Origin of the sequence: Pseudoalteromonas sp. TAB23, from assembly GCF_000498075.1 — a bacterium.
Lineage (GTDB): Bacteria > Pseudomonadota > Gammaproteobacteria > Enterobacterales > Alteromonadaceae > Pseudoalteromonas > Pseudoalteromonas arctica.
In genome coordinates this window covers 1-13,643 of record NZ_AUTP01000180.1, presented here as the reverse complement: position 1 = coordinate 13,643, position 13,643 = coordinate 1, and the positions used below count along the sequence as shown (strand labels likewise).

10 protein-coding genes and 2 pseudogenes are annotated in these 13,643 nt (G+C 39.6%); 9 read left to right on the top strand and 3 right to left on the bottom strand.

Annotated elements, in window-relative coordinates:
- Positions 1–160 precede the first annotated feature (160 nt).
- The 5 genes and pseudogenes from L654_RS01000000125785 to L654_RS0108710 all read left to right on the top strand — a co-directional run bounded on the left by L654_RS01000000125785 (position 161) and on the right by L654_RS0108710 (position 4,352).
- A pseudogene (locus L654_RS01000000125785) lies at positions 161–740 on the top strand (fused MFS/spermidine synthase).
- Positions 733–1,617, top strand: a complete 885-nt coding sequence (locus tag L654_RS0108725; RefSeq protein ID WP_024607812.1) for a fused MFS/spermidine synthase — start codon at positions 733–735, stop codon at positions 1,615–1,617. The pseudogene L654_RS01000000125785 and the gene L654_RS0108725 overlap by 8 nt, the downstream one beginning before the upstream one ends.
- Positions 1,618–1,751: 134 nt before the next feature.
- The gene (locus L654_RS0108720) at positions 1,752–2,219 is read left to right on the top strand and encodes a MarR family transcriptional regulator (protein ID WP_007583567.1); all 468 of its coding nucleotides are present in this window, start codon (positions 1,752–1,754) and stop codon (positions 2,217–2,219) included.
- A gap of 8 nt (positions 2,220–2,227) precedes the next feature.
- A complete protein-coding gene (locus tag L654_RS0108715; RefSeq protein ID WP_024591513.1) occupies positions 2,228–3,292 on the top strand; it encodes an HlyD family secretion protein in 1,065 nt (354 codons plus the stop codon).
- A 10-nt stretch (positions 3,293–3,302) separates the two neighbouring features.
- Positions 3,303–4,352: a DUF2955 domain-containing protein gene (locus L654_RS0108710; RefSeq protein WP_024607811.1), complete on the top strand. Its 1,050-nt coding sequence runs from the start codon at positions 3,303–3,305 to the stop codon at positions 4,350–4,352.
- Positions 4,353–4,489: 137 nt separating this feature from the next.
- Here L654_RS0108710 and L654_RS0108705 read toward each other — a convergent pair whose 3' ends face one another.
- Positions 4,490–5,647 carry a benzoate/H(+) symporter BenE family transporter gene (locus L654_RS0108705; RefSeq protein ID WP_024591511.1) on the bottom strand — a complete coding sequence of 386 codons (1,158 nt, stop codon included), beginning with the start codon at positions 5,645–5,647 and terminating at the stop codon, positions 4,490–4,492.
- 379 nt (positions 5,648–6,026) lie between these two features.
- Here L654_RS0108705 and L654_RS0108700 point away from each other — a divergent pair, with 379 nt between their 5' ends.
- Together L654_RS0108700 and L654_RS0108695 are read left to right on the top strand one after the other, a co-directional pair.
- Complete coding sequence (locus tag L654_RS0108700) at positions 6,027–6,731, top strand: hypothetical protein (protein ID WP_010555212.1); 705 nt, start codon at positions 6,027–6,029, stop codon at positions 6,729–6,731.
- A 127-nt stretch (positions 6,732–6,858) separates the two neighbouring features.
- The gene (locus L654_RS0108695; protein WP_007583576.1) at positions 6,859–7,602 is read left to right on the top strand and encodes a zinc-dependent metalloprotease family protein; all 744 of its coding nucleotides are present in this window, start codon (positions 6,859–6,861) and stop codon (positions 7,600–7,602) included.
- Positions 7,603–7,693: 91 nt separating this feature from the next.
- On the opposite strand, the gene L654_RS0108690 is transcribed toward L654_RS0108695, so the two are convergent.
- Positions 7,694–8,914 (bottom strand): ectonucleotide pyrophosphatase/phosphodiesterase, encoded by a 1,221-nt coding sequence (locus L654_RS0108690; protein ID WP_024591549.1) that lies wholly within the window; start codon positions 8,912–8,914, stop codon positions 7,694–7,696.
- 162 nt (positions 8,915–9,076) lie between these two features.
- On the opposite strand from L654_RS0108690, the pseudogene dgt reads away from it, so the two are divergent.
- Both dgt and L654_RS0108680 read left to right on the top strand, forming a co-directional pair.
- A pseudogene (gene dgt, locus L654_RS01000000125780) lies at positions 9,077–10,526 on the top strand (dGTPase).
- A 72-nt stretch (positions 10,527–10,598) separates the two neighbouring features.
- Positions 10,599–12,266 carry a hypothetical protein gene (locus tag L654_RS0108680; protein ID WP_024607810.1) on the top strand — a complete coding sequence of 556 codons (1,668 nt, stop codon included), beginning with the start codon at positions 10,599–10,601 and terminating at the stop codon, positions 12,264–12,266.
- A gap of 296 nt (positions 12,267–12,562) precedes the next feature.
- Here the strand turns inward: L654_RS0108680 and L654_RS0108670 are convergent, their stop codons facing one another.
- Entirely contained in the window at positions 12,563–13,441 is an 879-nt protein-coding gene (locus L654_RS0108670) for a bile acid:sodium symporter family protein (protein WP_024591551.1), read from the bottom strand.
- Positions 13,442–13,643 lie beyond the last annotated feature (202 nt).

The following is a 13,643-nucleotide window of genomic DNA, read 5'->3' as shown; positions in this document are numbered from 1 at the left end:
GCTAGTACCTAGCTAGGCTAAATAGATCAGAATTCAACTAACTAACAAATCGCTATAACAAAACTTCTTTTTTTAATTAAACTTAGGTCAACAGGCCCTAGCAGCTTTGTATGCATCACGTTAGTATAGTGTTCTACTTAAGTTACATAACGATAATTACATGAGCATAAAAACAAACGCGTTAATTTACTTTTTAGCTTTTTGCAGCGGCTTTTGCATAATGGGCATTGAGCTTTTAGGTGGGAGAATTCTTGCCCCCTTTTTTGGCAGTAGCGTGCATATTTGGGGCAGTATAATTACTGTGTTTATGCTTAGTTTATCTTTTGGGTATTTACTTGGTGGTAAACTCAGCACTAAAAATGCATCCCTTACCAAATATGGTTTAATATTTTTAATTGCCAGCATTATGGTTGTGCCTATTACATTATTTTCGCAGCCAATAATGGAATTTATATTTACCCATATTGAAGATNCCTACCGTTATTTTAGGCATGATCTCGCCCTACTCTGTGCGCTTACTGGTAACAGATAGCGATAAAAGCGGCCAAGTGGCTGGGCGTTTATACTTTGTAAGTACGCTTGGCAGTGCCCTGGGTACTATAATTACCTCGTTTTACTTTGTACTCGCGTTTGACGTGAATACAATTATTAGCGCCTTTGCTTTAACGCTTGGGGCACTGGGTTTAGTCGCGATTGTTATTAATACCTTGGTTAATAATAAGGGGCTTGCTCATGCTTAAATATTTGCTACTGCCATTAATTGTGTTTTCAGGTTCTGCGTTTAGTAAGGTTATTCATGAAGAACGCTCGCTTTATCGCAATATTATTGTTGAAGAAACGAGCGACTTACGTTGCCTTAAATTTAATACTAAAAGTAGCCAAACAAGCCAAAGTTGCATGTATAAAAGCAATCCCGACAAACTTGTTTTTAATTACACAAAATTGACGTTTGCGAGCCTTTTAGTAGCCGACAACCCTAAAAGTGTACTTATTATAGGATTAGGTGGCGGTACGCTTTCTAACGTTATTCATGAGCTATACCCCACTGCAAAAATTCATAATGTTGAAATAGATCCTGCAGTAACTAAAGTTGCACGCGATTACTTTAACTTTATAGAAAACGACTTAGTGACATCAAGCGTGCAAGATGGCCGCATTTTTATAAAGCGCGCCGCTATTAAAAAGCAAAAGTACGATTGGATTATTTTGGATGCGTTTAACGGTGACTATATTCCGGAGCATTTGCTCACTAAAGAGTTTTTTGAAGAAGTGCAAAGCGTATTGGCCGATGGTGGCGTTATTGCCGCAAATACGTTTTCAAGTAGTAAACTTTATGAGCATGAGTCGGCAACTTACCACGCTGTATTTGGCGACTTTATAAATGTAAGCCGCGAAAATCGCAGCAACCGTATTATTTTAGCGGGACTTAAATCAATACCGAGCGAAGCCCAAATTAACACGCGTGTTAATGCTCTCGCCCCTAAATTAGTAAAATACGGTGTAGATATAAAAGCGATTAGCCAACTTATGCACTTTACTAAAGACGGCCAAGATTGGCCTGCAGATACAAAAGTACTTACCGATCAATACTCCCCAGCTAATTTACTTAACTTTTAAAACTCCCTAAACCTCACCATTTTTATACAGGTGAGGTTTAGCAAATATTTTGCCACTTCCCGCACTTACACATATTTACTTAGCTTGCTAAGTAATGATAAAATAGTTAGCTTGCTAACTATGTTGGGATGGCTATGCCTACACAAAAACCTTTTCACGAGACGCTCGATTTAACAGTTATCGGTAATATGGGCCGAGTTCATCGCTTATGCCGCGAAGCAGTAACCATTGCTGTTGAGCCTTTGGGGCTTACTCAGTCGCGCTGGACTGCACTAATGCATATAAATATGCGTGGTGAGGGACTAACACAACTTGAACTTGCTAATAGCTTGGGGATAGAAATGCCTTCACTGACTCGTACGCTTAAGCAATTAGAGGAGCAATCGTTAATCGTTCGCCGTGTAGACAAACATGATAAGCGCAGTAAAAGACTCTATTTTACTGAGCAAAGTGATGCCATTTTACATTCATTGCAAGAGACCATTTCCGATATAAAAAATCAGTTATACAGCGGTTTATCTGTTGAGCAGCTAGATGCCATTGCATTTGGTTTGATCAAAATAGAGCAAAACGCCCTTAAATGTATTCAAGTTAATAAGTAAGGCTAAAAATGACACCGGATCAAAAGTTTGCACGCTATGTAAGGTTTTCTCTCATAGGGTTTATCTTAGTATTTATTTACTATTTAGTGGCCGATATGGTTTTGCCTGTGACACCACAGGCACGTGTATACCACCCTGTTGTGCAAATATCACCGCAAATTAGTGGCCGAGTCACTAGTGTGCAAGTTAATAATAACCAATCAGTTAAAGCGGGCGATATATTATTTAGTATCGATGAAGGCCCATATAATTTAGCCAAAGAGCAAGCTCAACTCGCGCTTGATGATGCCAAATTACAAAACAAGCGTCTTGATACCAATGTTAAAGCCCTTGAAGCACAAATTAGTGCTGCAAATGCTAAGCAGCATGAGCAAAAGCTATTAAAAAGCAGAGGCGAAAAACTCTATACTCAAAAGTCTATATCGGAGCAAGAGCTTGAAAGCATTCGTGCTAACTTTGAGGCCAGTAAAGCAAATGTTGCGGCCCTAGAAGCGCAGTTAGCTGAAGCGGTTTTAGCTAGAGGTGACTCAGGTAATAAAAACTTAGCTATGCGTCATGCTGCTAACCAGTTAGCGCAAGCTGAGTTAAATTTATCCTACACGCAAGTACGTGCACTAAGTGACGGCGTAGTTGCTAACTTACAATTATTAGACGGCGCGTACGCTGTTGCAGGTAGCCCATTATTAGCTATTGTCGCTAAAAAAGCCGACTTAGTTGCCGACTTTAGAGAAAAGTCACTCTCAAATATGAAGCAAGGCACTCAAGCGCGCGTCGTATTTGATAGCCGCCCAGGTGAAGTTTACGACGCAATACTAGAAACATTTGAAGCAGGTGTTAGCAACGGTCAACTTAGTGCAAATGGTTTACTAAGTACAACAGAAACCAGCAATCGTTGGGTACGTGACGCACAGCGTCAACGCATTCATTTAAAGCTCGTAAATCATCAAGACTTAATAGCGAACATGCCAAGCGGGTCACGTGCAACAGTACAATTATTACCCGAATCGACAATTGGGCAATGGTTTGGCTCTGCACAAATTAGATTTATTAGCTGGTTACACTACATTTATTAATGGAGGCTTTATGACTCAAATTGTTAGCCAAGGCCCACAATTAGACTCTAATGGCCTTCGCCAAGCACTACGCATTGCAGGTGGATGCACCCTTGGCTTTACTATTAGTAAATTAATGAACTGGCCAAATGGTATATTTTTTACCGTTTATCCTATGTTGATATTGGGCATGGTACCTACGTTAAGTCGTGGGCTTATAAATCAATTTATAGCATCTGCTGCATTTAGCGCGCTTATAGTGCTGATAATGCAGGGATTATTTTCTCACTTGCCAGTCGTTATGACATTGTTAGTGTTTGGTGTTTTCTGCTTTTTATTTCACCAAATGAGTAGCGGCAGCGCCTTTTTATTTGGCGCTTTAGGCGTGATCAGCCTTTCTATTCAGCTACATTTTTCGAGCTATGTTGATGAAGGAAGTAGTATTTATCCGTTAATTTTAACTAATGGTTTGGCTATATTTTTAACCGTTGTTATTGGAGCATTAATGCATGGCCTATTTCCTGATGTAACCGCAAGGCCCGGGCGAGTAATGCCAGCTAAAGCAAAAGAAAGTATTCGCCATGAGGTATTGTTATGCTCAACCGTGGCTACGCTCTCTTTTGTGGTTTTTCAGGTTCTTGATTTACAAGACTCAATATCTGCGCAGGCAGCTTCTGTGCTTATTTTGTTTTCATTGTGCTGGAAAGCCGCAGGTATGGCTGGTTGGCAGCGAGCAATTGGAACGCTTATAGGGTGTAATGCAGCGTTACTATCGCAACTATTTTTGTATAGTCACTCTGATTTTTTACTTTTTCCGATGGCTATTTTATGGATACTTTCGTTTCTTTTTGCGCGTTTTCATATTTTAGGCGGAGGCATACCTGGTATTGGTTTTGGTGTGTTGACTACGTTTGGTATTTTATTTGGGAACTCACTCGGGCCAGGCCAAGATCTTGTTTATAGCGCAATGTACCGGTTTAGCTCGGTATCGGTGGCTATAATATTAAGTCTGTGCGTTGTGTATATTATGCACCATATACTTAATCGGTTTAGTGTAACTCGCCATCATACTTTTGATTAGGTAAATCTTGTTTTATAAAACTAAAGGCTGCAATTGCAGCCTTTTTTATAAGCTTAGTTAAGCTATTTTTATAATATAAATAAACTATAATTTTGTTTTAAATACTCACCAGCAGCTCTTTGTACACAATAAAGTTTTTAGTCTTTTTGGGTGATAAGGAGCGTAAGCACACCCGCTATAATTCCCCAAAAAGCAGACCCCACTGAGAGTAATGTTAAGTTAGATGCTGTTACTAAAAAAGTAACAATTGCGGCCTCCGTATATTTAGTACTACTAAGGGCTTGCTGCAAACTATTAGCAATGGTGCCAAATAGCGCAATGCCCGCCAAAGCTAAAATAAGTGCCTGCGGTAAACTTGCCACCAACCCGACTAATGTAGCCGCGCACAGCGCCATTAAAATATAAAATGCGCCCGCCGCTATACTCGCCCAATAACGTTTATCATGATTTTCATCCGCTTCATCACTCATACAAATAGCAGCAGTAATAGCGGCTAAATTAATAGAATAAGCTCCAAACGGGGCGGTAAGCATATTTACAAAACCAGTCACATTAAGAGACGCAGATATAGGCGCTTTATATTTATGCGCTTTTAAAACAGCAATACCCGGTAAATTTTGCGAGGTCATGGTAACTATATAAAGTGGTAAACCTATGCTAATGCATGCTTGCAAGTGAAAAACGGGTTCAATATAAGCAAATTCGCTCATTTTCCAGTGCAGTGCGCTGGTATCAATATGGCCCATTTGCCAGGCGAGTAGTACACCTATAATAAGCACACTTAACATAGCAAAGCGGGCAAAAAAGCGTTTACCAATAAAGTACATAACAACCATTAAGCCAATCACTAAAGGCATGTCGTTCATAAAATTAAAAACATCAATACCAAAGGTAACAAGTACGCCGGCCAACATGGCGCACGCAAGCTCACTTGGAATACGGTTCATTATTTTTTCAAACCAGCCCGTCACCCCCGACAAAAAAACGAGCAATGCACTGAGCATAAACGCGCCAATAGCCTCGTTTAAGTTATACCCTTGTGCACTTGAAATCAGTAATGCAGCCCCCGTGGTAGACCACGCAATTAAAACAGGCACTTTGTAATAGTACGACAAACCTATTGACGTTGTGCCCATCACTAAACCAAGCATTAAAATCCAACTAGCTACTAAATCGGGCGTGCCTCCAAGGGTTATCACCACCTGATAAATCAATGCAATGGAACTCGAAAAACCAATAATTACAGCCACAAGCCCTGCTGTAATTCGGTTAAGCAACTGATCAGACACCTTCATAAATCCCTCGTAATGCCATTTATGCAGCACACAACATACGTGCCCGATAAATGCATTGCAATTAGCGATTAGTTTACAAAGAGTGAAAAAAATTCACTTTTTATTTTTCATTGTAATTAACGTCAAAAAGTCACTTTTAACCATTGTATTTAACTAAACAAACAAGTACCCACAAACGCGCCAAAGGCCGCATAAACCCTAAAAAAAACCAATACTAAAAAGAGTGAAAAACATACCAAAAATAAATATCCTTATATTTTATAAGGAATTATGAAATTTAGAATTAATTCTTTTCGGTTACATTTATTATCTTGATCTAATCCATTTAATAATATAAAACGTAACAAACAGTTAACCAAAAACACTAAAAGAGAAACAAATGAAGAGATCTGTCGTCTTACTAATTGCTATACCATTATCGGCATTTGCAGTTTATGGGCTATTTTTTAATGCAGATGAAACGGGCGAACCTATCGCGCCTGTTGCTATTGATTTTGTTCCTATTGATTTACAAAAAACGCGCAATACACATCCCCCTGCACCTATTGATATGAGTAAAGATCCAATTACCGTTAAACCTATTGTTGCCCCTGACAACAGCTTACCGTTTGAAGAATTTGATGCCGTAAATCGCCTATCCGACAAAGCAAAGCAAGTGCTTATAAACGCAAAAGTTTTACCTACCGACTTACATAACGAAGCCTACATTGAGTTTGATTTGAATTCTTTACAGGCTTTAGAAACTGGCGAAAATTTTGATTTAGCTATTCCGCAAACAGCCGAAACATTCACCGCAGAAGTGACTAATGTGGTTGAGTCTGAAAATGGCGATAAGAGCATATTTGGCAAAATAGTGGGTGTTGACGGTCGCATGCATAATACCGTTTTAACGGTAGGTAAAGATGCCGTATATGGTCAATTTACTGCGCCTTCTGGCAATTATGTATTCGAAAGTAAAGGTAAGTACGGATGGATTGCAGCAAAACGCGATTTATATAAAAGCCACATAGAGCATGATGTAACCGCACCAAAACCCAAATCAGATAAAAGCATCGATATATTTGCACCAAAAATTGATGGCTAACCAATAATCAAAATATAAAAAAACAACTAAAGCCGCACTATAAGGCAGCTTTAGTGTGTCTGCTTTTTATGAGCTCAACCAAGTTAAAAACAAGTTCCAACCACAACAAGAGTAAGGAAATACAATAATGAAAAAAGTAATCACAACAACCGCACTGGCTGCGGCATTATGTGCAGCAAGTGTTGCACAAGCAGAAACAATCGATATCGGTATTTTATATACCGACCAATCAGCTGCTGCAACTAGCAATATTGACACTAAAATAAATCAACTAATTGCTTTTAGTAATCAGGTATATAGCCAAAATGGCGTTGATATAACACTACGCTTAGCTGGCAAACAAAACCTAGGTGACTATGCAGTAACGCCGTCTGAGGATTGGTTAGATTCGGTTACAAATAGCAGCTACGTAGATGGTTTACGCAGCGATTGGAAAGCCGACATGATTGCCGTATTAGGTACTGGTCAAAGTGCTGGCAATGGGCTTATTTCATGTGGTTTAGCATGGGTTGGCCAAGGCACTAATGGCAATCTATACAGCTCAATGAGCAGCCGTATGTACTCAATCACTGCAATTGATTGTGGTGCAACTACATTTGTACACGAACTTGGTCATAACCAAGGTTTAGCGCATTCACGCAAACAAGGTGACACGTCTGGCGGTGTATATGTAGATGGCATGGGTCATGGCGTACAAAATGAATTTGCAAGTATTATGGCTTACCCGCACGTTTACGGTAGCGCAACTCAGTACGATTACTTCTCTAACCCTGGCTGGAGCGTAAACGGTATTGCATTTGGTATTACAAACCAAGCGCATGCAATTCGCACAGTTACTGCTACAAAAACAAGTATTGCTAACTTTAAATAAGCTGCCCAATAAAAAAGTGGGCTAAATAGCCCACTTTAAAGTTTTAACATGTTCTTCCCTGCAGAGCGCTTACGCGCTCTTTTAGATTAAGCTAATGCACAACGATTTTTTGCTTAATTGCTGGCATTAATGTTTTACCATTGCCGTCTACTTTGTTTAACAATTTAAGTCCCATCACTTTTGCCAGTACTGGGTAAATATCAAGATTATTTACTTCTTTAAGGCTTACACCTTGTTTAAATGCAGGGCCTACAGCAATAAATGATGCTGCCATATCCTCGGTATATGCATAACCGTGAGTCCCTAAATAGGTTGGTTTTTTACCATTGGTAAATACCGCTGGCGCTGTAGTTTGCACCACAATATCGCCTACGCGAGTGCCTTTATTGTAATGATACGCTGCTAATTGCTCGTCAGTTAATACTGTATAACGACCGTTTGACGCATCTCGTAAACGCGCTTTGTAACCTTCAATATCAGCGTTTTTAGCATCCGGTTGGGTATAAATAAGTAAACGTGGGCCAGTATTTTTAACTAAAAAGTTTTCATCTTGAGGCAGTGTGGTTACATCAATGCTTTTATCTGGATCTATACTCGTCATACCATGATCCGACACAATAACTAAGTTTACCTCTTGCTCTAATTTACTTAAGCGAGTTTGTAATTGCCCCATTAATTCATCAAGCTGTTTAACTGCATCACGCGTTTGTGGTGCGTCTGGCCCAAATTCATGGCCCATGCTATCAACTAGCGAAAAGTAACTCGCAATAAAACGTGGGCGCTGTGCTTTTGGTAAACTTAACCACTGAATAATTTGATCAACACGGCTTTGGTAATCGCTGTATTTAGAATAGTGATAAAAGTAATCTGGTGTCATGCCGTTAAATAATGCATCTGACTCAGGCCAAAAATAAGTAGCCGATTTAAGTCCCTGCATTTTGGCTAAATTCCAAAGCGGAATACCCTTTACCCATGTGCTATCGCCCAATGCTTTGCCCATGCTGTAACAGTCGTTTTTACGCGCTTTATCACAAAAGCTATTATCAACAATGCCATGGTTTACTGGCAGTAAGCCCGTAATAATAGAAATATGGTTAGGAAACGTTTTAGTTGGATAAACAGGTATTAGTTTTTGTGCGCGAACACCGCGCTCGGCCATTGCTTTTAAATTTGGCGCGCCGTGTTTTTCAATATAATCCCAACGCAGGCCATCAATTGATACAAGCACCACAGTTTGCTCTTTTGCAGCAAATGCGCTGTTCATTCCTAACATTAGGCAAATTGATACTGCCTTTAAAATCCACTGTTTCATTATAAACACCTATAAATGCACAACAATTACTCAAAAAATTATTTTAAAGCAAGTTGTTACTTTATGATACAAACTGATAGATTAAACCCTGTATATTAAAGACAAATGACTATGTGCTAAAAACTATGCCAGTCATCAATTGTAAAAAGGACAAGTATAAAGATGACCATAGATTTTAGTAAAAAAATAACGCCAGCACGAATGTACCGCACAACCTCTAACTTACAAATGGCGCTAGAAAGCGACCGTGGACGTATTATTAACAGTGCTGCTATTCGCAGGCTGCAGCAAAAAACACAAGTGTTTCCCCTTGAGCGCAACGCAGCTGTACGATCTCGCCTTACCCATTCGCTTGAAGTTCAACAAGTTGGTCGTTTTATAGTGCAACGTATTTTTGCTAATTTAAGCTACGAGCAACAAAAAGATTACGGCTTAACCGAGCTAGAGCGCCCGCTAGAAAGCCTAGTAGAAATGGCCTGCTTAATGCACGACATAGGCAACCCACCGTTTGGGCATTTTGGCGAAGCGGCTATTAACCACTGGTTTAATAACAACTTGGCAAGCGTAACACCCGAGCGCTGTAAAGAGCCAAACACCGGTATAGGTGTTGTTTTTAAACACCTTGCACTCGATATTTGTAACTTTGAGGGCAACGCTCAAGGCATACGTATAATTCATTCTTTGCAAACACTTAATTTAACCTACAGCCAAAGCGCCGGTATTTTAAAATACACTCGCCCTGCTGGGCTTGATGTAAAAGACATACCCCAAAATAAAAACTACTTAATGAAAAAAGTGGGTTACTACTACAGCGAAAAAAACTTTGTTGAAGCGCTACAAAAAGAGCTCACTATTGAGCCTTACTGCCGCCATCCTGCAAGTTACATAATGGAAGCCNTGCCTAGCCGACATAGAAGACGCCGTAGAAAAAGACATAATAAGCACTGAGTTGCTGTGCGAAAAACTTAAAAGTAGTTACAAAAAAGTATTAATAAATCTGTTAATCGACGACGCTCAACATCAAAATTTTGTAGACAAAGCCGTAGACTACGCACTAGAGCGTGCACAAGCACAACCCTATAATTTTAATAGTGAATTTTTTATATACTTGCGGGTTGCATTGCTACATCCGCTAGTAAATCACGCCGCAAAACGCTTTATCGAAAATATAGAGCCTATTTATCATGGCGATTTTAACCAAGCGCTTTTAGAAGATAGAAGCCATCTACATGCAGTAACTAAAACACTAAAGCAGGTAGCGCTTGAGCATGTATTTTCAAACAAAGAAGTCGAAAAATTAGAGCTACAAGGGTATCGCATAATTAATGGTTTGCTCGATTGCTATAAACCATTACTGCTACTAAACAAGGATGACTTTAAGCGTGCACTAAATGGCGATTCACGTTTATTAATAGAGTCGCGACTTGTTAAAAAGCTCTCTAAAAAGCACTTAAATAGTTACCAACACGCAATAGATGCGATGCAAGAAGAGCCCGATCACTTTGCTGCATACGAGTTTTATTATCGTTGTAGATTAATCCAAGATTATATAAGCGGTATGACCGACCAATTTGCTTACGATGAATATCGTAGCCTTATGGTTATTGATTAGTTGTATTACTCTGGATAATTTTTAATTTTACGCTTAAAATCAAACTATTAATATTTAAGCGCGCATAACTTCATGATATCAAAACTAATTAGATTTACCCTTTGCTTTGCCTTATTTTATAGTGCGCAAAGTGCTGCATACAACGAAGCTATGTGCATTTTAATTAAACAAGAAATGCAGCAAAATAGTAATAATAAAGCGAGTCAAAAATATCGTAAAGCTGCGCGTGATTACAAAAATAACTGTAATAAGCCAAAAGAAATTCAAGCACAACCTAAGCCCCAAATAATAGAGCCTGAGCCGACTATTATTACTCAGCCACAACCTAAAATTGTTGAACCTGCCCCTGTAATTAAACCTACTGAAGAAGCTGTTAAAGAAAGCATCAACGAGCAAACCCTTAATTTAACTAATGATCAAAAACAACAAATAAACGATCAGCTAAATACCAACAGTAACGAAATAGTCATTGATGCAGAGCCAACAAAAGCAGCACCCGAGCAAGTAGTTACAGAGCAAAAAAACGAAGCTGTGATAGAGCAAGTAAAACCGGCAACGCCAGAGCAAAGCGTTCAACCTGCGTCTGAAAAGCCTGTACCTTTAAAATCAGCACCAGTGTTAACTAAACCAGCGCCTGTAATTGCGCCGCAACCTGTAGCACAAAGCCCAAGCTCGTTACTTTTACCCACTTTAATACTTGTTATAGTGGTACTTATTGGCGCTATGGTAGTCGTGCGCTTGCGCCGTGCAAAACAAAGCAAAACGATGGCAGAACCGACTATAGCGGCTCCACCTGAAGTTAAATCAGAAAAAATTGCTACGCCAGCTAAACCTGAAATTAAAGCAACAAAGCCTGCACAAACAACAAAAGAGCCAGAGATTGAGCCTGTCGTCATTAACGAAGCAACTCAAAATAATAAAGCAGTTGAGAGCAGCGTAGCGACAAATGAAGAGTCAGTGGAACCTACTAACACAGCGCAAAATACTGATATTGAACATACAACAACGCAGATCTCAGATGAGCAAAACAACGTAGTTACTCCATCGCAAACAAGTGAAATTGAGTCTGCACAAATGGAGCCAGCAGATACTTTAGAGCAAACAAGTACCGCTACGTTTAACGAAGTAAAACAAAAACCAGAGCCTAATACCGCCGAGTTTGAAGCCGCCGCTAAAACAACCTTAGAGCGCATTAAAAATGCCAGCAGCTTTAATGAGCCAGAGGTACGCGACTTTGACCCAGATGCAAAGCCTGTAAAAAAACAACGTAAGCACCATACTGCTCATATAACGGAGCCTGCGCCAATAGAAGCCGAACATAACACTGTAGAGCCGGTTATTAGTACTCCTGAGCCAGTAACAGCGAGTGAGCCTGTTTTAGATTTACACGCACCAGAGCAAATATCTGACGCTCAATCGACTACGTATACAACCGAGCAAGACTTTAAAGAACCAGAGGTGCGTACATTTAACCCAGATGCACCATTACCTGGTGAAAAGCCGATGCCTAAAAAAGAAGACGCGATACCTGAGCTAGCACAAACAACACCGCTAGTTGATGAGCCAGTAATTGAGCCTAAAAAAGCAGACAGTAACAATCCATTTGCTAACTTATCGTTAGACTCAAGCTGGGATCCTGACTCGGCTGAAAAGCCCAAAATAGAAGAGAAAAAACGCGCGCCAAAATCGCAAGCATTAATAGATGCAGAAGAACGCGCTAAAAACATGCAAACCAAATAGTAAATTTTAAAGTAGCGCCTCATATTTGAGGCGCAGTTTTAGTAACCACATAATTAACTGTTTTTCACCTATCCTAAAATGCGCCTTAGTAATTAGAAGCTTCACTCCTCGCGCAAGCAAGTTCAGCGCCTAGTGCAATATTCAAGCTTGAGAGTCTTTTGTGAGCCTACAACTTGTTGACGCGATGGGTGCTGAGCATACATTTAACAGGTGGTATTTTTAGACTGGAGTTTACGGCTACGTTATACGTAGCCTTAAATTAAGCTAACTTGGTCAACATGCCCTAATTAAAAGTCCTAGTTAACAGCTCTAGCGGTACGTTTATTTTTAAGCTTTAACCCGCCAATTAATAGCAGTGGCCCTATAAACATAGCAAGTCCATACACGCCACCGGTAACCGCGTATTCTGGTTTATTCAAAAAGCTAATAGCAATTAAAATAGCTAACGATGCATTTTGAATTCCAACCTCAATTGAAAGCGTCAGCGAATCAGTTAAATTTAATTTTGAACACTTAGCAATTAACCAACCAACAACCATTGAACCAATATTAAGTGCTATGCACGCCCAAAATACATCGTTAAATGAGCTAACTAATAAATCGCGCTCTTTTATTACTAGTGCGGCAATCATCATCAGCATAAAAAACAACGAGAAGCGTCTAAAAAACGGCTCTGCTTTAATGGCAAAATCACTTTTAAAGTGACGTAACCAAATGCCTATAGCAACTGGCACTAAGGTAATAAAAAATAGCCCTAATGAAGTAGTTAAAATAGAAAAAGTAGCATCGTCTGCTGGGGCAAACTGACTCATAGCAAAGCCAATAATAAACGGTGTGGTTATTATACTAATTGCGGTAGAGGCAGCGGTTAAACTTACCGAAAGCGCTAAATTAGCTTTAGCAAGCTGGCTTACTACATTTGACATAGTACCGCCTGGGCAGGCAGCTAATATCATTAAACCAATAGCGATAGGCGTTGGTAGGTTAAGTAAATAACACAGCCCTAATGCTAATAAAGGCATTGCTACAAGTTGGCCTATTAAACCCATAACAATGGCAAGCGGGCTTTTAAATAGACGAGTAAAATCGTTTGTTGTAAGCCCAAGACCCATACCAAACATAATAAGTGCAAGAGCGAGCGGAAGTATTACTTCAGTTAATATAGATGCATTCAAATTAGGCTGCCTCGTTTGTTATTGCTTTTAATTGGAGTGTTAATTTTTAAGTTAACTGTAATACCAATTCGTTTAATTAAGTGATCTATTTTGAGGATGGAAAAACGTGTTGATAGCTAGGCAAAAAATTCGCTATTTAGTTGTTCTCGGCAATTGCTCCTGCATTGCTCTACCTTCTGCATCCATGCAGTCGTAAATGAGA

Bases quoted from the DNA above. Each gene is read 5' to 3' on its own strand.
- L654_RS0108725 (WP_024607812.1), top strand. From the start codon at position 733: ATGCTTAAATATTTGCTACTGCCATTAATTGTGTTTTCAGGTTCTGCG.
- L654_RS0108720 (WP_007583567.1), top strand. From the start codon at position 1,752: ATGCCTACACAAAAACCTTTTCACGAGACGCTCGATTTAACAGTTATC.
- L654_RS0108715 (WP_024591513.1), top strand. From the start codon at position 2,228: ATGACACCGGATCAAAAGTTTGCACGCTATGTAAGGTTTTCTCTCATA.
- L654_RS0108710 (WP_024607811.1), top strand. From the start codon at position 3,303: ATGACTCAAATTGTTAGCCAAGGCCCACAATTAGACTCTAATGGCCTT.
- L654_RS0108705 (WP_024591511.1), bottom strand. From the start codon at position 5,647: ATGAAGGTGTCTGATCAGTTGCTTAACCGAATTACAGCAGGGCTTGTG.
- L654_RS0108700 (WP_010555212.1), top strand. From the start codon at position 6,027: ATGAAGAGATCTGTCGTCTTACTAATTGCTATACCATTATCGGCATTT.
- L654_RS0108695 (WP_007583576.1), top strand. From the start codon at position 6,859: ATGAAAAAAGTAATCACAACAACCGCACTGGCTGCGGCATTATGTGCA.
- L654_RS0108690 (WP_024591549.1), bottom strand. From the start codon at position 8,914: ATGAAACAGTGGATTTTAAAGGCAGTATCAATTTGCCTAATGTTAGGA.
- L654_RS0108680 (WP_024607810.1), top strand. From the start codon at position 10,599: ATGATATCAAAACTAATTAGATTTACCCTTTGCTTTGCCTTATTTTAT.